Source organism: Acinetobacter sp. YH12226 (genome assembly GCF_013417805.1).
Classification (GTDB): domain Bacteria; phylum Pseudomonadota; class Gammaproteobacteria; order Pseudomonadales; family Moraxellaceae; genus Acinetobacter.
The window spans coordinates 78479-91850 of record NZ_VPDG01000006.1 but is presented as its reverse complement, the minus strand read 5'-3'; the positions used below and the strand labels follow the sequence as shown (position 1 = coordinate 91850).

Here is a 13372-nt window from a genome sequence, read left to right as displayed (position 1 = left end):
TCATGAGTTCAATCGTCGCAATCAAAGGTTTTAATGACATTCTCCCAACGCAAACCCCAGCTTGGAGACGTCTTGAACAGCATCTATCCGGTTTGATGGATGCCTATGGCTATCAACAAATTCGTTTGCCTATCGTAGAACAGACTAATCTGTTTAAACGTTCGATCGGTGATGCAACCGATATCGTTGAAAAAGAGATGTATACCTTCCTCGACAAGGGTAATCCACCTGAGTCTTTGACACTACGTCCTGAAGGAACGGCAGGTTGTGTACGTGCCATGCTGGAGCATAACCTGCTGCGTGGTGCGACGCCTCGTGTTTGGTATATCGGACCCATGTTCCGTTATGAAAAACCGCAAAAAGGCCGTTACCGTCAGTTCCACCAGTTTGGTGTAGAAACTTTTGGTGTGGCGACTCCGGACATGGATGCAGAACTGATCCTGATGACAGCACGTCTGTGGAAACGTATGGGTGTGGCAGACAAGGTTCAGCTTGAGTTAAATACACTCGGTGAGTCGGATGAGCGTGCAGCCTATCGTGCGGCGCTAGTTGAGTTTTTAGAGTCGCATAAAGCTGATCTGGATGAAGATTCTCAGCGCCGTCTGACCACGAATCCACTGCGTATTCTGGATTCTAAAGATGCCAAGACACAAAACATCCTGGAAAATGCACCGAAACTTCATGATTTTATGGGTGAAGAAACGCTGGCGCATTTTGCCCAGTTACAGCAGTATTTGACTGATGCAGGCGTGAGCTTCGTGATCAATCAAAAACTAGTACGCGGTCTGGACTATTACAACAAAACTGTTTTTGAATGGACCACAACCCATTTGGGTTCACAAGGTACAGTTTGTGCCGGTGGCCGTTATGACGGTCTAGTGGGTCAACTCAAAGGAAAAGCAGATCAGTCTGTCCCTGCGGTTGGTTTTGCGATGGGTATCGAGCGTTTATTGCTTCTGCTGGAACAGGTTGAAGACAATACCCCGACACGTGATTGTGAAGTATTCTTGGTGGCTGAGCCCGCTTCTCAAGGTAAAGCTTTGGTCATTGCGGAGCAGATTCGTGATCAGCTTGAAGCAGCAGGCAGTCAGGTTCGACTGAAAGTAGGCTCACAAGGTTCAATGAAATCGCAAATGAAAAAGGCCGATCAAGCCGGTGCTTTTTATGCGGCGATTTTGGGTGAGCGTGAACTGGAAGCTCAGGCGTTTACTGTGAAAGAGCTGGCAACCGCAGAGCAATCGAATGTACCATTTACGGACTTCGTTGCATTTTTTAGTACTAAAATTTCTTCAAAATAATCGATAAAACATTAGGAAAAGGGTAATCTCATGAGCGCAATGAGTGGTGATGAACAGTTTGAAAGCTTAAAATCCTTTACGAAGAAATATGGTTCTTCGATGATTACCGGGATTTTAATTGCGCTGATTGCCTTTTTTGGATGGGAATATTGGCAGAAGAAAAACCTGGCAGAGTCGCAAATGCACACTGCCAAGGTTCAGCAGTTGATGGATGATGCACAGGCATCGAAAGGTGATGGTTTTGCCAAGTTGTCTGAAGCAGCGGACAAGATTGTCAAGGAAGCACCTGATTCAGCACAGGCGATTCAGACCCAGCTGATGATGGCGAAATTGGCTTATGAAAAAGAAGATTATGCTGCGGCCGAGAAAGCGCTACAGAAAGTTGAAAACTCGAAAGTAGACGATAAAGGTCTGGTTCAGGTCGTCAAACTTCGTCTGGCTTATGCACAACTGGCACAGAAAAAATATGATGCTGCATTGAAAACTTTAGAAGCGGTTACTGAGCCTGCATTTAAAGCAACTGCCGATGAAGCACGTGGCGATATCTATGTTGCCAAAAATGATATTGAAAATGCTAAAAAAGTATATCAAAGTGCATGGGATGCTTTGATTGAACGTAAAGAAGAACGTCAGATTTTACAAATTAAGCTCGAAAGCGTAGGCGTATTGGTCGATGATCCGGAAATCGAACGCCCAATTATAGAAACACAAGCGGAAGAAGCTGAATGAATAGAAAATACAAAATTACCTGTGCCTTGACTGTTTTAACGCTTGCATTGGCTGGCTGTGCGGGTAAAACCAATAAAGTTCCAGAAGTAAAACCGAATCCACTTCCAAAACTCACTCAAGCCAAAACCCTGGTCCCTGTATTTTCCACCAGTGTGGCTTCGACAGATGCTGCTGATCCGTTGCGTTTACGTCTGGATGCAGATAATGGTGTGGTCTTTGCAATTGATCCGAAAGGCGAAGTGTCTGCATTTAAAGGCAAACAGCGTCTGTGGCAGAAAAAAGTCAGCAAAGACAATTTAAGTTCTGGTGTTGAAGCTGCTGAAGGTCTTGTTGTCGTGGGTAACCAGAAAGGTCAGCTGTTTGCGCTGGATCAGCAAACCGGCGATCAGAAATGGACTGCGCAATTGACTGGCGCTTTACTGGCACCTTCACTGATTCATGCAGGGCGTGTCATTAGTGTTAGCAATGACGGCACAGTATATGCGCATGAAATTGCGACGGGTGCGCAAGTTTGGACTTATAACTTACCTAATGTACAATTCAGCCTGCGTGGCATGGCTGCACCTGTTGCATTAGATGCTCGTAATGTACTGATTGCATCTTCCAATGCTTATATCTATGCACTGGATGCCTTAAGCGGTGTGCCAAAATTACAGCGTCGTGTCGCAGTGTCGGATGGGCGTTCTGATATCCAGCGTCTGGTTGATATTGACGGGGAACCGGTCGTTGCAGGCCAGTTTGTGGTGACCACCAGTTATCAAGGTCAGGTGACTGTGCTGGATTTAGCTTCACAACAGGTGGTCTGGAGTGAAGATGCCAGCAGTATCCAGCGTCCAGAAGTTGTGGGCAATGGTGTATTTGTGGCGCAAACCGATGGCAAAATCAAAGCCTTTGAGATTACTTCGGGTCAACCGCTTTGGGAAAATGACCAGTTGCTGAATCGCAAGTTAAGTAATCCGGTGATGCTGGGTACTGACCTTGTAGTCGGTGATCTGGATGGTGTCTTGCACCTGATTGATCCGCGTACTGGACAGATTACTGGTCGTTCGAAAACTTCTGGGGAAGTGCGTAGCTTACGCGTCATCGACAACCAGCTTTATGTTTCTACACGCAAGGGCGCATTAAGCATTTGGCAGAACCGTTAATTTTAACGAGCCTTATGCTAAACTAGCCACAACCGTATTTTTGTGAACGCGGGGTGATTGAAAAATCAATGCCCCGTGTTTTTATTTAGGGTATTTCCCCCTTATATCTTCCTATGCTTTCTGATGTTCAGGCCACTTTGACGCCTGATATTGAATAAAGGTTACTCTATGAAACCCGTAATTGCGCTCATTGGTCGTCCGAACGTCGGAAAATCGACGCTGTTCAACCAGATTACCAAGAGCCGTGACGCATTGGTGGCAGACTTTGCAGGTCTGACACGCGACCGTAAATATGGCGATGCTACCTATCAAAATAAATCCTTTATTGTTGTCGATACCGGCGGTATTGGCGAAAATGAAGGTGGTATTGATTCATATATGGCAGAGCAATCCAAGACTGCCATTCATGAAGCCGATATCATCATTTTTGTGGTTGATGCGCGTGCCGGACTGCTGGCATCTGATGAACAGATTGCCCGTGAATTGCGTACTTTAGGCAAAAAAGTCTTTCTGGTGGCCAACAAGGTCGACGGCGTACATGCTGAAGCTGCCTTGGTTGAATTCTACAAACTGGGTATGGGCGAGCCGCTACAAGTGGCAGCCAGCCATGGTCGTGGTGTTCAGCAGATGCTGGAAGATGTACTTGCTGATGTACCTGAAGATGAAAATCCGGAAGAGCATGACAAAAACACGGGTCTGCGTTTAGCGATTATTGGTCGTCCGAACGTAGGTAAATCCACGCTGGTGAACCGCTTGCTCGGTGAAGAGCGTGTGGTGGCATTTGACCAGCCGGGTACAACACGTGACTCGATTTATATTCCATTCGAGCGTGATGGCCGTCAATACACCCTGATTGATACTGCCGGGGTGCGTCGTAAAGGTAAAGTCGATGAAATGATTGAGAAATTCTCGATTGTTAAAACTTTACAGGCGATGAAAGATGCCAACGTAATTGTTGTTGTGGTTGATGCGCGTGATGGTATTGTTGAGCAGGACTTGCATTTGATTGGCTATGCGCTTGAAGCGGGTCGTGCCATGGTCATTGCAGTCAACAAATGGGATAACATGACTGAATATGATCGTAAGCAATGTAAGCTCGATGTAGAGCGTCGCTTCGATTTTATTCCATGGGCCAAAGTACATTTGATTTCTGCATTGCATGGAACGGGTGTGGGCGATCTTTATCCATCGATTCACCGTGCTTATGATTCATCTCGTTTGAAAGTATCACCGGCAAAAATCACCCAGATTTTAAATGATGCGACAGAGGCTCACCAACCACCTATGGTTCAGGGTCGTCGTATTAAAATGCGTTACGCACATATGGGTGGACAAAATCCGCCGACGATCGTGATTCATGGTAACAAGGTGGATAAAACTCCTGCGGATTATCGTCGTTACTTGGAAAACGTGTTCCGTAAAGTGTACAAGCTTGAAGGTACACCGATTAAAATCGAGTTTAAAACTTCTGAAAACCCGTTTGAAGGCCGTAAGTCTCAAGTGGATGAGCGTGCAGCTGCGCGTAAACGTCGTTATGTACAGAAGTTCAAGAAAGCCGAGAAGAAATTTAAACGCTAATTCTATAGTTTAAATTTTTCGGATAAAAAGCCTGCGTAAAGCGGGCTTTTTGTTTTGAGAAAATAATGAATTTCTCTCCCAATAAAAGTGTGAATTCTTTTACACTCAAATCAATTGATATCTTTTTAATGGATTCACGTGGCTCGGCTGATTCAAATTCATCTGCATCAACTTTCTGATCTGACTTGTCATTCGTTGTCAGACCGCAAAACCCAGGTTGCCGAACGGAAACGCGAAGTGGCGTGTTTGCGTAATCAGCTTTTATCCCAATCTTTTGAATTGCCAGTTAGCGATCAACAGGTGGTGCGGACGAATTTCGGCAAGCCTTATTTAAATGACTATCCGGACTTCAGTTTTAATCATAGTCATAGTCAAAATTTCTACGCCCTGGCCACGAGCAGGAATGTCCAAAACTTGGGAATTGATATTGAAGAACTGAGTCGTAAGGTTCGTTTTGAAGCCTTGGCACAACATGCCTTTCATCCCGAAGAATTAAAACATTGGAAAACGCTGGCTTATGATCCCGAATACTGGTTTAAAGTCTGGACGACTAAAGAGGCCGTGTTAAAGGCATCAGGCTTGGGAATCCGGATCAACCTGAATGAGCTCAATACCAATATCCATCCTGAGCAAAATGGTGGGCGCTGCGAACATCCAGAGATTGGCATCTATGCCTATCAAAATTATACGCTTGCTGGCTGCATGCTCACCGTGGCCTGGCAAAGTGAGGATTCCTGCAAGGGATTGAGATTTCCTGTGATCCAGATTCATCACACTGTCTAAAACAGAATCAACCCAAATATTTTTTATTTTCTAGAAATGATCAGATTACTCAGCCGATTCACAAATTGTGGACTCATCCGCGATAAATGAAATAAAAACTGGCTTTTGAATCCGACAGGATGATGGGTGGCTTGCCAGATGGAATCTTTGAGTTCTGCCAGTTTAAGAATATCTTGTGCAACATCTTCTGCTTTTAAATGCACGCCCATCTTTTTGATGCTTTCTGCCTGCATATCTTTGACCATGGCGGTACTGACGAAAAGCGGCATAACATCCAAGACTCGAATCCCATAGGGTTGCCACTCAATATCCAGACTTTCAATCAGGCCACGCACTGCAAACTTGCTGGTGGAATAACTGCTTAAATCGGCCTGGCCATAAATCGCCGAAGCGGAAGATAGATTAATGATGCGGGCAAATGAAGATTCTTTTAAATAAGGGAAAGCGGCATGACAGCCGTTCATGACCCCTTTGACATTAATATCCAGAGTCCGGTGATGTGCATCAATAGTAGTATCTTCAAAAGGCCCTGAATATAGGATCCCGGCATTATTGACCAGAATATTGATTTCACCTGCCCAAGCTGAAAATTCGGCTAAAGCTGTTTCCCAAGAAGCATAGTCAGCTACATCGAGAAAACCGGCTTTGGCATGTTCGCCCAGTTGCTGGGCCAGTTGTTCTGCCTGTTCCACCTGAACATCATAAATGCCCACCTTGTAGCCGTGCTGGTAAAATAGGGTGGCCGTCGCGGCACCAATTCCTTGTGCTGCACCACTAATCAATATACTGTGCATGTGCCTGATCTCCTTATTGTCTTTTTTTTGAGCATAACAAGAAACTGGCAGATTGACGCGACTATTTGGTAAAAAAGAGGTTTTTGAATATGGAACAACTACTCAAGGTCATGCGTGAATTACGTGAAAAATGTCCATGGGATCAGCAGCAGACCCCCGAATCTCTGACCAAATATGCGATTGAGGAAGCTTATGAAGTCGAAGCAGCAGTCCGCTCTGGAAAAGTCGACGATGTCCGCGATGAGCTAGGTGATTTGCTGCTACAGGTGGTGTTCCAGTCGCAAATGTACAGCGAGCAGGGGGCTTTCGATTTTCAGGATGTGGTGCAGGCCATTACCGATAAACTGGTTCGCCGTCATCCGCATGTATTTCAGGCGGAACAGTTTGCGCAGCTCAGCCCAGAAGATGTGTCTGAGTTATGGAAAGAAATCAAACAGCAAGAAAAGCAGGGTAAGCCGCGTTCACGCCTGGATCAGATTAAACATGCACCGGCTTTGGTACAGGCCGATGAAATTCAAAAAAATGTCGCCAAAATTGGTTTTGATTTTCCGGACATGGCGGGTGCTTATGCCAAGCTGGAAGAAGAACTGGCTGAATTAAAAGAAGCGGTAGCCGGACAAAATTCCGATGAAATACAGGAAGAATTTGGCGATTGCTTATTTTCTCTGGTGAATGTTGGTCGTAAACTTGGCATCTCCAGCGAGATGGCATTATTGGGGACAATCTATAAATTCCGGACCCGCTTTGCCTTAATGGAAGATCAGGCACAATTACAGCAATTAGACCTGGAAAAACTGTCACTGGCTGAACTTGATCAGCTCTGGGAACAGGCTAAATTAGAATTAAAACAAAGAGCAGCACATGAAAAAAACACCTTATCGAATCGGTCCAACATGGATTAATCTTCTTCTGAGTGGCTGGCTGGGCTTTATTTCTATCGGAACAGCGCATGCGACTGCGACCGATTATATGGAATGGAAGACCCAACAACAGCAACACGACGCCCGCCTGAAGAAAAAAGCTGCCGCTACGGCTTCATCAGAAAGCAATCACTATCTGGCGAAGCCTGCATTATCGGCATCTTCCGCTGCTAATAAAATCAGTTTGAATAATGCAACAGTGGAGCAATTACAGCAGCTAAATGGTATTGGTCAAAAGAAGGCCGAGGCGATTATTGAACATCGGCAAAAAAATGGAAAATTCAAAAGCATTGAAGAGATCCAGCTGGTCAAAGGGATTGGGCCGGCATTATTTGCCAAAAACAAGGCCAAACTGGCCTTGTAAGGCGACAGTATGGATCATGACTAGCTGATTGATTTGACTCGCAGGATTGACATAATCAAATTGCCCTTTAGTCGTGTAAGCGATATGATTAGCGTCATCTTAGAATTTTACGTTCAGACGTAGGAGACAGCGTCTTTTGCAAACTTTGCGCGCGTCAAAATGTGGTTTATCAACCGCTCAATTACCTTCTTATATTCTCGATGTGATTGATGCCTTAAACAAGGCAGGCTATGAAGCTTATATCGTGGGTGGTGGTGTTCGAGATCTGATGTTAGGTTTGAATCCTAAAGATTTCGATGCAGTCACCAATGCAACCCCGGCTCAGGTCAAGGAAGTTTTTGGACGACGTTGTCGGATTATCGGACGACGTTTCGAACTGGCGCATGTCTATTCAGGGCGGGAACTGGTTGAAGTGGCAACCTTCCGTGCCCCACCAAAAAAAGCAGTGACCTCGGCCGCGGGGATGATTCTGCGTGACAACAATTGGGGCAGCATCGAGCAGGATTTTGCCCGTCGTGATTTTTCCATCAATGCAATGTACTACCAGCCGCGTAAAGGTATTGTGCTGGATTTCTGTAATGCAGTGGATGATATTCACAGCAAAACCTTACGCTTACTTGGTGATCCGGCTTTAAGATTTGAAGAAGATCCGGTGCGGATGCTGCGAACCTTACGTTTTGCCGCCAAGCTGAACTTTAATATTGATGAAGCGATTCTGGATGTCTTTACGCCGGAAATGACCCAGTTGCTGCGTGATGTTTCTCCGCATCGACTTTATGATGAATCACAGAAGCTGTTCACCATGGGACACCTGAATCGTGTCTTGCCCATGCTGATCGATTTCGGGATCTGGCAGCAGTTATTTGCAGATATCAAGCCTGAAATTACGCCGTTTATGGAACGTGCTGCGAAAAATACCGATCAGCGTATTTCGATTGGCAAGACCATCAACCCGGCATTTTTCTATGCGGTATTGTTATGGCAGCCATTCCTCGAGCGTTGTGAATTTTATTTGAATAAAGGCGTGGTAGCGGCCGAAGTCCGTGCCCAAGCCGGTCTGGATGTGTTAAAACGTCAGGCGACTCGCACTATTATTCCACGCTTTGCGGAAACCTTTATTCGTGAAGTCTGGGAAATGCAAACCCGTTTGTTGAATCCAAAACCACAGCAAATCGAGGCTTTGTCCAGCCACGCGCGTTTCCGTGCCGGCTTTGACTTTTTGCTGCTGCGTGAAAAATCAGGTGATGCGACTGCCCAAGGCATGGGCAGCTGGTGGGATGCTTACCAGCAAATGAGCGGTGACGAGAAAGAAAGGGCCATTAGCCAGTATAACCGTCAGCGTGCCAAGAGCCGCCGCAAGGCGAGTCAAGAAGAACATCTGGAACAGAAACTGACCCAGCAGCAAGATCTCGCTGAGATTGAGCCGTTAGTGAATGAACCTGAACCACGCAGTCGTCGTGTGCGTAAAGCCAAGTTTGAAGACAAGGCGAAACCTCTGTCGCATGTGGCAGCCAGTGCCAGCGGTGAAATTGGCGCAGATCATCCGATTATGAAACGTAAGCGGGTAAAACGTGATCTGAGCCAGGTAGTGTTTGGACCAACACAATGATCGTGACGTATATTGGCTTGGGCAGTAACCTAGGTGATTCACGCCAGATTCTGGCAGAAGCTGTACAGAAACTGGCGACCTTGGGGCAGGTGAAAACTTCGCATCTGTATCAAAGTCCACCGATGGGACCACAGGATCAGCCGAACTATCTGAATGCAGTGGTGCAGTTAAATACCGATCTGGCCGCTTTAAGCCTGCTGGATCGTTTGCAAGCCTTTGAGCAGGACGCAGGTCGGGTACGTTTACGTCATTGGGGCGAACGTACACTGGATCTGGACTTGCTGATCTACGGCAATGAACAGATTCACAATGAACGCTTAACTGTGCCGCATGTCGGGGTATTAGAGCGTGATTTTGTCCTGATTCCACTTCTGGATATTGATCCTGAAATACAGGTTCATGGACACAGATTAAAAGACCTGGACATCGTCAAACAGTCGACCCTCACGGTACTCGACGACAGCAACTGGGCAAATATTTAATTTTTAAGTGATGGTAGCTTCGTCAGAATTTTCAAGCATAGAGGAACATTTTCATGGTCAGTCTGAGTGATTTAAGACGCTTTAAAGCAGATGGACGCAAATTTTCATGTCTGACTTGCTATGATGCCAGTATGGCCAAAGCCATGGAAATTGCCGAAGTGGACAGCATTTTAATTGGCGATTCTCTGGGAATGTCAATTCAGGGGCGTGATTCGACTTTGCCGGTCACGGTTGCAGATATGGCCTATCATACGGCTGCGGTACGCCGTGGTAACCAGCATGCCTTTATCATGACTGACTTGCCATTTATGAGCTATGCTACCTTGAATGATGCCTTGCAAAGTTCGAAAACCGTGATGCAGGCTGGCGCGCAAATGGTCAAGATGGAAGGCGGTGCATGGTTGGCAGAAACCGTGCAAGTGCTGACCCGTAACGGTATTCCGGTGTGTGTGCATTTGGGTCTTACTCCGCAGTCGGTACATGTCTTTGGCGGTTATAAACTGCAAGCCCGTACCCGTGAAGCGGCCGATCAGCTCATTGCGGACTGTAAGGCAGTGGTCGAGGCGGGTGCTGCACTATTGCTACTTGAATGCGTACCAGCACAGCTTGGCCAGGAAATCACCGAACTGTTTCCGCAGATTCCGGTCATTGGCATTGGTGCAGGTGCAGCCACAGACGGCCAGGTGCTGGTGGTTCAGGATATGCTCGGTTTGACCTTTGGCCACACTGCAAAATTTGTACGTAATTTTATGCAAGAACAATCGGGTGCGACAGCCATTCTGGATGCTTTTAAAGCGTATCATGCTGCAGTTTTAGATGGATCTTTCCCGGCACCAGAACAAACTTTTCAGGTTGAATTGTAAGATGAAAACAGAAACCACCATTCAGGGCTTAGCGGCATCATTAAATCCGGCGCGTACCAATCGCAAGATTATCGGTTTTGTACCGACTATGGGCAATCTGCATCAGGGACATTTAAATCTGGTGCGTGAAGCGCGTAAGTTGTGTGATGTAGTGGTGGTCAGTATTTTTGTCAATCCAATCCAGTTTGGACCCAATGAAGATTTTGACAGCTATCCGCGCACGCTTGAGCAGGACCAGCAGCTTTTGGCAGAAGTTGGTTGTGACATCGTGTTTGCGCCGACGGTTGAGCAAATGTATGGTAAAAAACCGCGTCTGACCAATATTAGTGTTTCTGATATTACCAATGATTTATGCGGTTTGCAGCGTCCTGGCCATTTTGATGGCGTGGCGGTGGTAGTCACTAAATTGTTTAATATCGTACAGCCGAATTACGCCTTCTTTGGCCAGAAAGATTATCAGCAATTGGCGGTGATTCGTCAGTTTGTACAAGACCTGAATATTCCACTGGAAGTGATTGGTGTGCCGATTGCCCGTGCAGAAGATGGCCTGGCTTTAAGTTCGCGCAATGGTTATTTAAGCGAAGAGCATCGTGCAATCGCACCGGTCATTTATCAAAGCTTGCAAAAAGCTGAACAGCAATTACATGCAGGCGTGGAGCTGGATACGGTATTGGCGGAGATTCGCCAGACTTTAACCGATGCCGGGTTTGTGGTGGATTATGTTGAAGCCCGCACGCCAGAATTACAAAAAATTCATACGTTTAATCAAGATCTTGTGTTATTTATAGCTGCAAAGCTGGGGAATACACGTCTGATCGATAACCTGCAGGTTAAAGACACTGCCGGCTAAGATGAAAGGGTAGCATGCATGAAGCGCATTTTAATTGTCACAGGACAATCTGGTTCGGGTAAATCATCTGCATTACAGGTGCTTGAAGATCTGGGTTATTACTGTATTGATAATTTGCCTTTGGCATTGCTTCCCGAAATTGTGGCAAAACTGGACAGCGAAAACAATCTGGAACAGTTGGCGCTGGGCGTCGATGTGCGCAGTACCCGGGCAGATTTACAAGAATTTGATCATGTATTTGAGCAACTGCAACAGCATGGTTCGGTCGATATTATCTATCTGACCACGCAGGATCAGGAGCTGATTGCCCGCTTTAGTGCTTCGCGTCGGCCGCATCCTCTGGCGTCACGCTTTAAAAGTCTGAATCAGTGTATACAGGAAGAAAAAATCCTGTTGATGCCGATTCAGTTGCGTTCTACGGTACATATCGATACCACCGATAAAAGCGTGCATGATCTGAAACATACTTTGTTGTCCAAGCTTGGACAGGCCGATAACCTGATCCTGATTCTGCAATCCTTTGGTTATAAGCATGGCATTCCACTGGATGCCGATTATGTCTTTGATGTCCGACATTTACCGAATCCGCATTGGGAACTGGAACTGCGCAAATTTTCAGGACTAGATCAGCCGGTGCAGGCGTTTTTACAAAAGAGCGATCAGGTCGAGGATATGTTCAATGATCTGTATCATTTTCTGGACAAGTGGTTGCCGACCTTTGCTGAAGGGCATCGTCATTATATGACCGTGTCGATTGGCTGTACCGGTGGTCAGCATCGTTCTGTTTATATTGTGGATAGACTAAAAAAAGCCCTTGAGGCAAAATGGTCTATTCAAGTCCTCCATCGAGAAATGAAGCACTGGTCATGATTGATACGACAGTTGACGTAATTAATAAACTGGGTTTACATGCACGCGCATCTGGTAAACTGATAGAAGTTACCACCAAATTTCGTTCCAGTATCCAGATTGGCAAGGCTGACAAATTGGTAGATGCCAAAAATATCATGTCATTGCTCATGCTTGGTGCAGGCAAAGGAACAACTTTACGCTTAGTGATTGAAGGAGCAGATGAGGACAAAGCCTTATCTGAAATTCAGGCACTATTTGCAGCAAAATTTTATGAGGCAGATTAATCGTGGCACGTCGACCGAACAGTTTAACTGAAGAAGATTTTGATTCTTTAGAGGGACGCGCAAGTAAGACCGAACAGAAAAAAGCAGTCCAGCGTATGGCTGCTTTAGGTGCGCAGCTTGCAGAGCTGAGCGCTAAACAAATTAAAAACCTACCCGTAGATGAGCGTTTGATTGACGCCTTGCTTGATGTGCAGGCAATTAGTTCACATGAAGCACGTCGCCGTCAATTTTCACGGATTGGTAAATTATTACGCAATGAAAATGAAACTGTAATTTTGTCTTATTTAACACCCAAACAAGGTCTTAAAAAGACAGCCCAATTACAGCGTTGGGTGGATCGAATTGTCAAAGATGGTGATCCGGCCATCAATGAATTTACCAAAACCTATAATGCGACAGAGCGTCATACCTTACGTCAACATTATCTTCGGGTACATCGTGATTTAAAGAATCAAGCACCTGAAGAAGAAGTGAACGCTTCTAAATTAAAGCTGTTTAACTATGTACAGCAAGTGGCCTTGATTTCTGACAATTAAGCAGCCCTGTAAAAAGGCGGTCTTTTTAGGCCGCTTTTTTATAGCTGTTTTGAACCGATTGGTTTGACTTGGACATGCATAGTCTATAAGTGTTCTATCTTAATATTACTATTTCAGCTTCTAAAACTACATTGATGATAAAAAATACAAAATTTCTGCAATTAATTTGTTAATGAATGTAAAATCTTTACAATTCTCAGTGGCTTTTTTGGCTTATTTTTAATCAGAATCCTGATATTTAGATATTTCGTAGACTGGAATTGTTAAGATATTTTTAAAAAATTA

The 13372-nt window shown here is 45.5% G+C and carries 15 protein-coding genes; 14 read left to right on the top strand and 1 reads right to left on the bottom strand.

Going from position 1 to position 13372, the window contains the following annotated elements:
- Positions 1–2 precede the first annotated feature (2 nt).
- The 5 genes from hisS to FTV08_RS08390 all read left to right on the top strand — a co-directional run bounded on the left by hisS (position 3) and on the right by FTV08_RS08390 (position 5533).
- Positions 3–1298 (top strand): histidine--tRNA ligase, encoded by a 1296-nt coding sequence (gene hisS, locus FTV08_RS08410; protein WP_180087088.1) that lies wholly within the window; start codon positions 3–5, stop codon positions 1296–1298.
- A 30-nt stretch (positions 1299–1328) separates the two neighbouring features.
- Positions 1329–2027, top strand: a complete 699-nt coding sequence (locus tag FTV08_RS08405) for a tetratricopeptide repeat protein (RefSeq protein WP_180087087.1) — start codon at positions 1329–1331, stop codon at positions 2025–2027.
- Positions 2024–3172: an outer membrane protein assembly factor BamB gene (gene bamB, locus FTV08_RS08400; protein WP_085064516.1), complete on the top strand. Its 1149-nt coding sequence runs from the start codon at positions 2024–2026 to the stop codon at positions 3170–3172. Before FTV08_RS08405 ends, bamB begins: the two co-directional genes overlap by 4 nt.
- Positions 3173–3340: 168 nt before the next feature.
- The gene (gene der / locus FTV08_RS08395; protein WP_005103252.1) at positions 3341–4750 is read left to right on the top strand and encodes a ribosome biogenesis GTPase Der; all 1410 of its coding nucleotides are present in this window, start codon (positions 3341–3343) and stop codon (positions 4748–4750) included.
- Between the two features lie 138 nt (positions 4751–4888).
- A complete protein-coding gene (locus FTV08_RS08390) occupies positions 4889–5533 on the top strand; it encodes a 4'-phosphopantetheinyl transferase superfamily protein (protein WP_180087086.1) in 645 nt (214 codons plus the stop codon).
- Positions 5534–5556: 23 nt separating this feature from the next.
- On the opposite strand, the gene FTV08_RS08385 is transcribed toward FTV08_RS08390, so the two are convergent.
- Positions 5557–6327, bottom strand: coding sequence for an SDR family oxidoreductase (locus tag FTV08_RS08385; protein WP_180087085.1), 771 nt, complete (start codon positions 6325–6327; stop codon positions 5557–5559).
- Positions 6328–6416: 89 nt separating this feature from the next.
- On the opposite strand from FTV08_RS08385, the gene mazG reads away from it, so the two are divergent.
- The 9 genes from mazG (at position 6417) to yjgA (ending at position 13087) form a co-directional block, all read left to right on the top strand.
- Entirely contained in the window at positions 6417–7229 is an 813-nt protein-coding gene (gene mazG, locus FTV08_RS08380) for a nucleoside triphosphate pyrophosphohydrolase (protein ID WP_180087084.1), read from the top strand.
- On the top strand, positions 7189–7611 hold the full coding sequence (locus tag FTV08_RS08375; protein WP_180087083.1) for a ComEA family DNA-binding protein: 423 nt from the start codon (positions 7189–7191) through the stop codon (positions 7609–7611). The genes mazG and FTV08_RS08375 overlap by 41 nt, the downstream gene beginning before the upstream one ends.
- Positions 7612–7747: 136 nt before the next feature.
- Positions 7748–9220 (top strand): polynucleotide adenylyltransferase PcnB, encoded by a 1473-nt coding sequence (gene pcnB / locus FTV08_RS08370; RefSeq protein WP_085064511.1) that lies wholly within the window; start codon positions 7748–7750, stop codon positions 9218–9220.
- Positions 9217–9702, top strand: coding sequence for a 2-amino-4-hydroxy-6-hydroxymethyldihydropteridine diphosphokinase (gene folK, locus FTV08_RS08365; protein ID WP_005245998.1), 486 nt, complete (start codon positions 9217–9219; stop codon positions 9700–9702). The genes pcnB and folK overlap by 4 nt, the downstream gene beginning before the upstream one ends.
- A 53-nt stretch (positions 9703–9755) precedes the next feature.
- Complete coding sequence (panB, locus tag FTV08_RS08360; RefSeq protein ID WP_004278337.1) at positions 9756–10565, top strand: 3-methyl-2-oxobutanoate hydroxymethyltransferase; 810 nt, start codon at positions 9756–9758, stop codon at positions 10563–10565.
- A 1-nt stretch (position 10566) separates the two neighbouring features.
- Positions 10567–11415 carry a pantoate--beta-alanine ligase gene (gene panC / locus FTV08_RS08355; RefSeq protein ID WP_180087082.1) on the top strand — a complete coding sequence of 283 codons (849 nt, stop codon included), beginning with the start codon at positions 10567–10569 and terminating at the stop codon, positions 11413–11415.
- 18 nt (positions 11416–11433) lie between these two features.
- On the top strand, positions 11434–12285 hold the full coding sequence (gene rapZ, locus FTV08_RS08350) for an RNase adapter RapZ (protein ID WP_004278335.1): 852 nt from the start codon (positions 11434–11436) through the stop codon (positions 12283–12285).
- Entirely contained in the window at positions 12282–12551 is a 270-nt protein-coding gene (locus FTV08_RS08345; protein ID WP_034438008.1) for an HPr family phosphocarrier protein, read from the top strand. Before rapZ ends, FTV08_RS08345 begins: the two co-directional genes overlap by 4 nt.
- 2 nt (positions 12552–12553) lie before the next feature.
- Positions 12554–13087 carry a ribosome biogenesis factor YjgA gene (yjgA, locus tag FTV08_RS08340; RefSeq protein ID WP_004278333.1) on the top strand — a complete coding sequence of 178 codons (534 nt, stop codon included), beginning with the start codon at positions 12554–12556 and terminating at the stop codon, positions 13085–13087.
- The last annotated feature ends 285 nt before the right edge of the window (positions 13088–13372 follow it).

Coding starts and splice junctions, on each gene's coding strand:
- FTV08_RS08375 (WP_180087083.1), top strand. CDS start 7,189: ATGAAAAAAACACCTTATCGAATCGGTCCAACATGGATTAATCTTCTT.
- rapZ (WP_004278335.1), top strand. CDS start 11,434: ATGAAGCGCATTTTAATTGTCACAGGACAATCTGGTTCGGGTAAATCA.
- FTV08_RS08345 (WP_034438008.1), top strand. CDS start 12,282: ATGATTGATACGACAGTTGACGTAATTAATAAACTGGGTTTACATGCA.
- FTV08_RS08385 (WP_180087085.1), bottom strand. CDS start 6,327: ATGCACAGTATATTGATTAGTGGTGCAGCACAAGGAATTGGTGCCGCG.
- panC (WP_180087082.1), top strand. CDS start 10,567: ATGAAAACAGAAACCACCATTCAGGGCTTAGCGGCATCATTAAATCCG.
- FTV08_RS08405 (WP_180087087.1), top strand. CDS start 1,329: ATGAGCGCAATGAGTGGTGATGAACAGTTTGAAAGCTTAAAATCCTTT.
- panB (WP_004278337.1), top strand. CDS start 9,756: ATGGTCAGTCTGAGTGATTTAAGACGCTTTAAAGCAGATGGACGCAAA.
- mazG (WP_180087084.1), top strand. CDS start 6,417: ATGGAACAACTACTCAAGGTCATGCGTGAATTACGTGAAAAATGTCCA.
- hisS (WP_180087088.1), top strand. CDS start 3: ATGAGTTCAATCGTCGCAATCAAAGGTTTTAATGACATTCTCCCAACG.
- bamB (WP_085064516.1), top strand. CDS start 2,024: ATGAATAGAAAATACAAAATTACCTGTGCCTTGACTGTTTTAACGCTT.
- der (WP_005103252.1), top strand. CDS start 3,341: ATGAAACCCGTAATTGCGCTCATTGGTCGTCCGAACGTCGGAAAATCG.
- folK (WP_005245998.1), top strand. CDS start 9,217: ATGATCGTGACGTATATTGGCTTGGGCAGTAACCTAGGTGATTCACGC.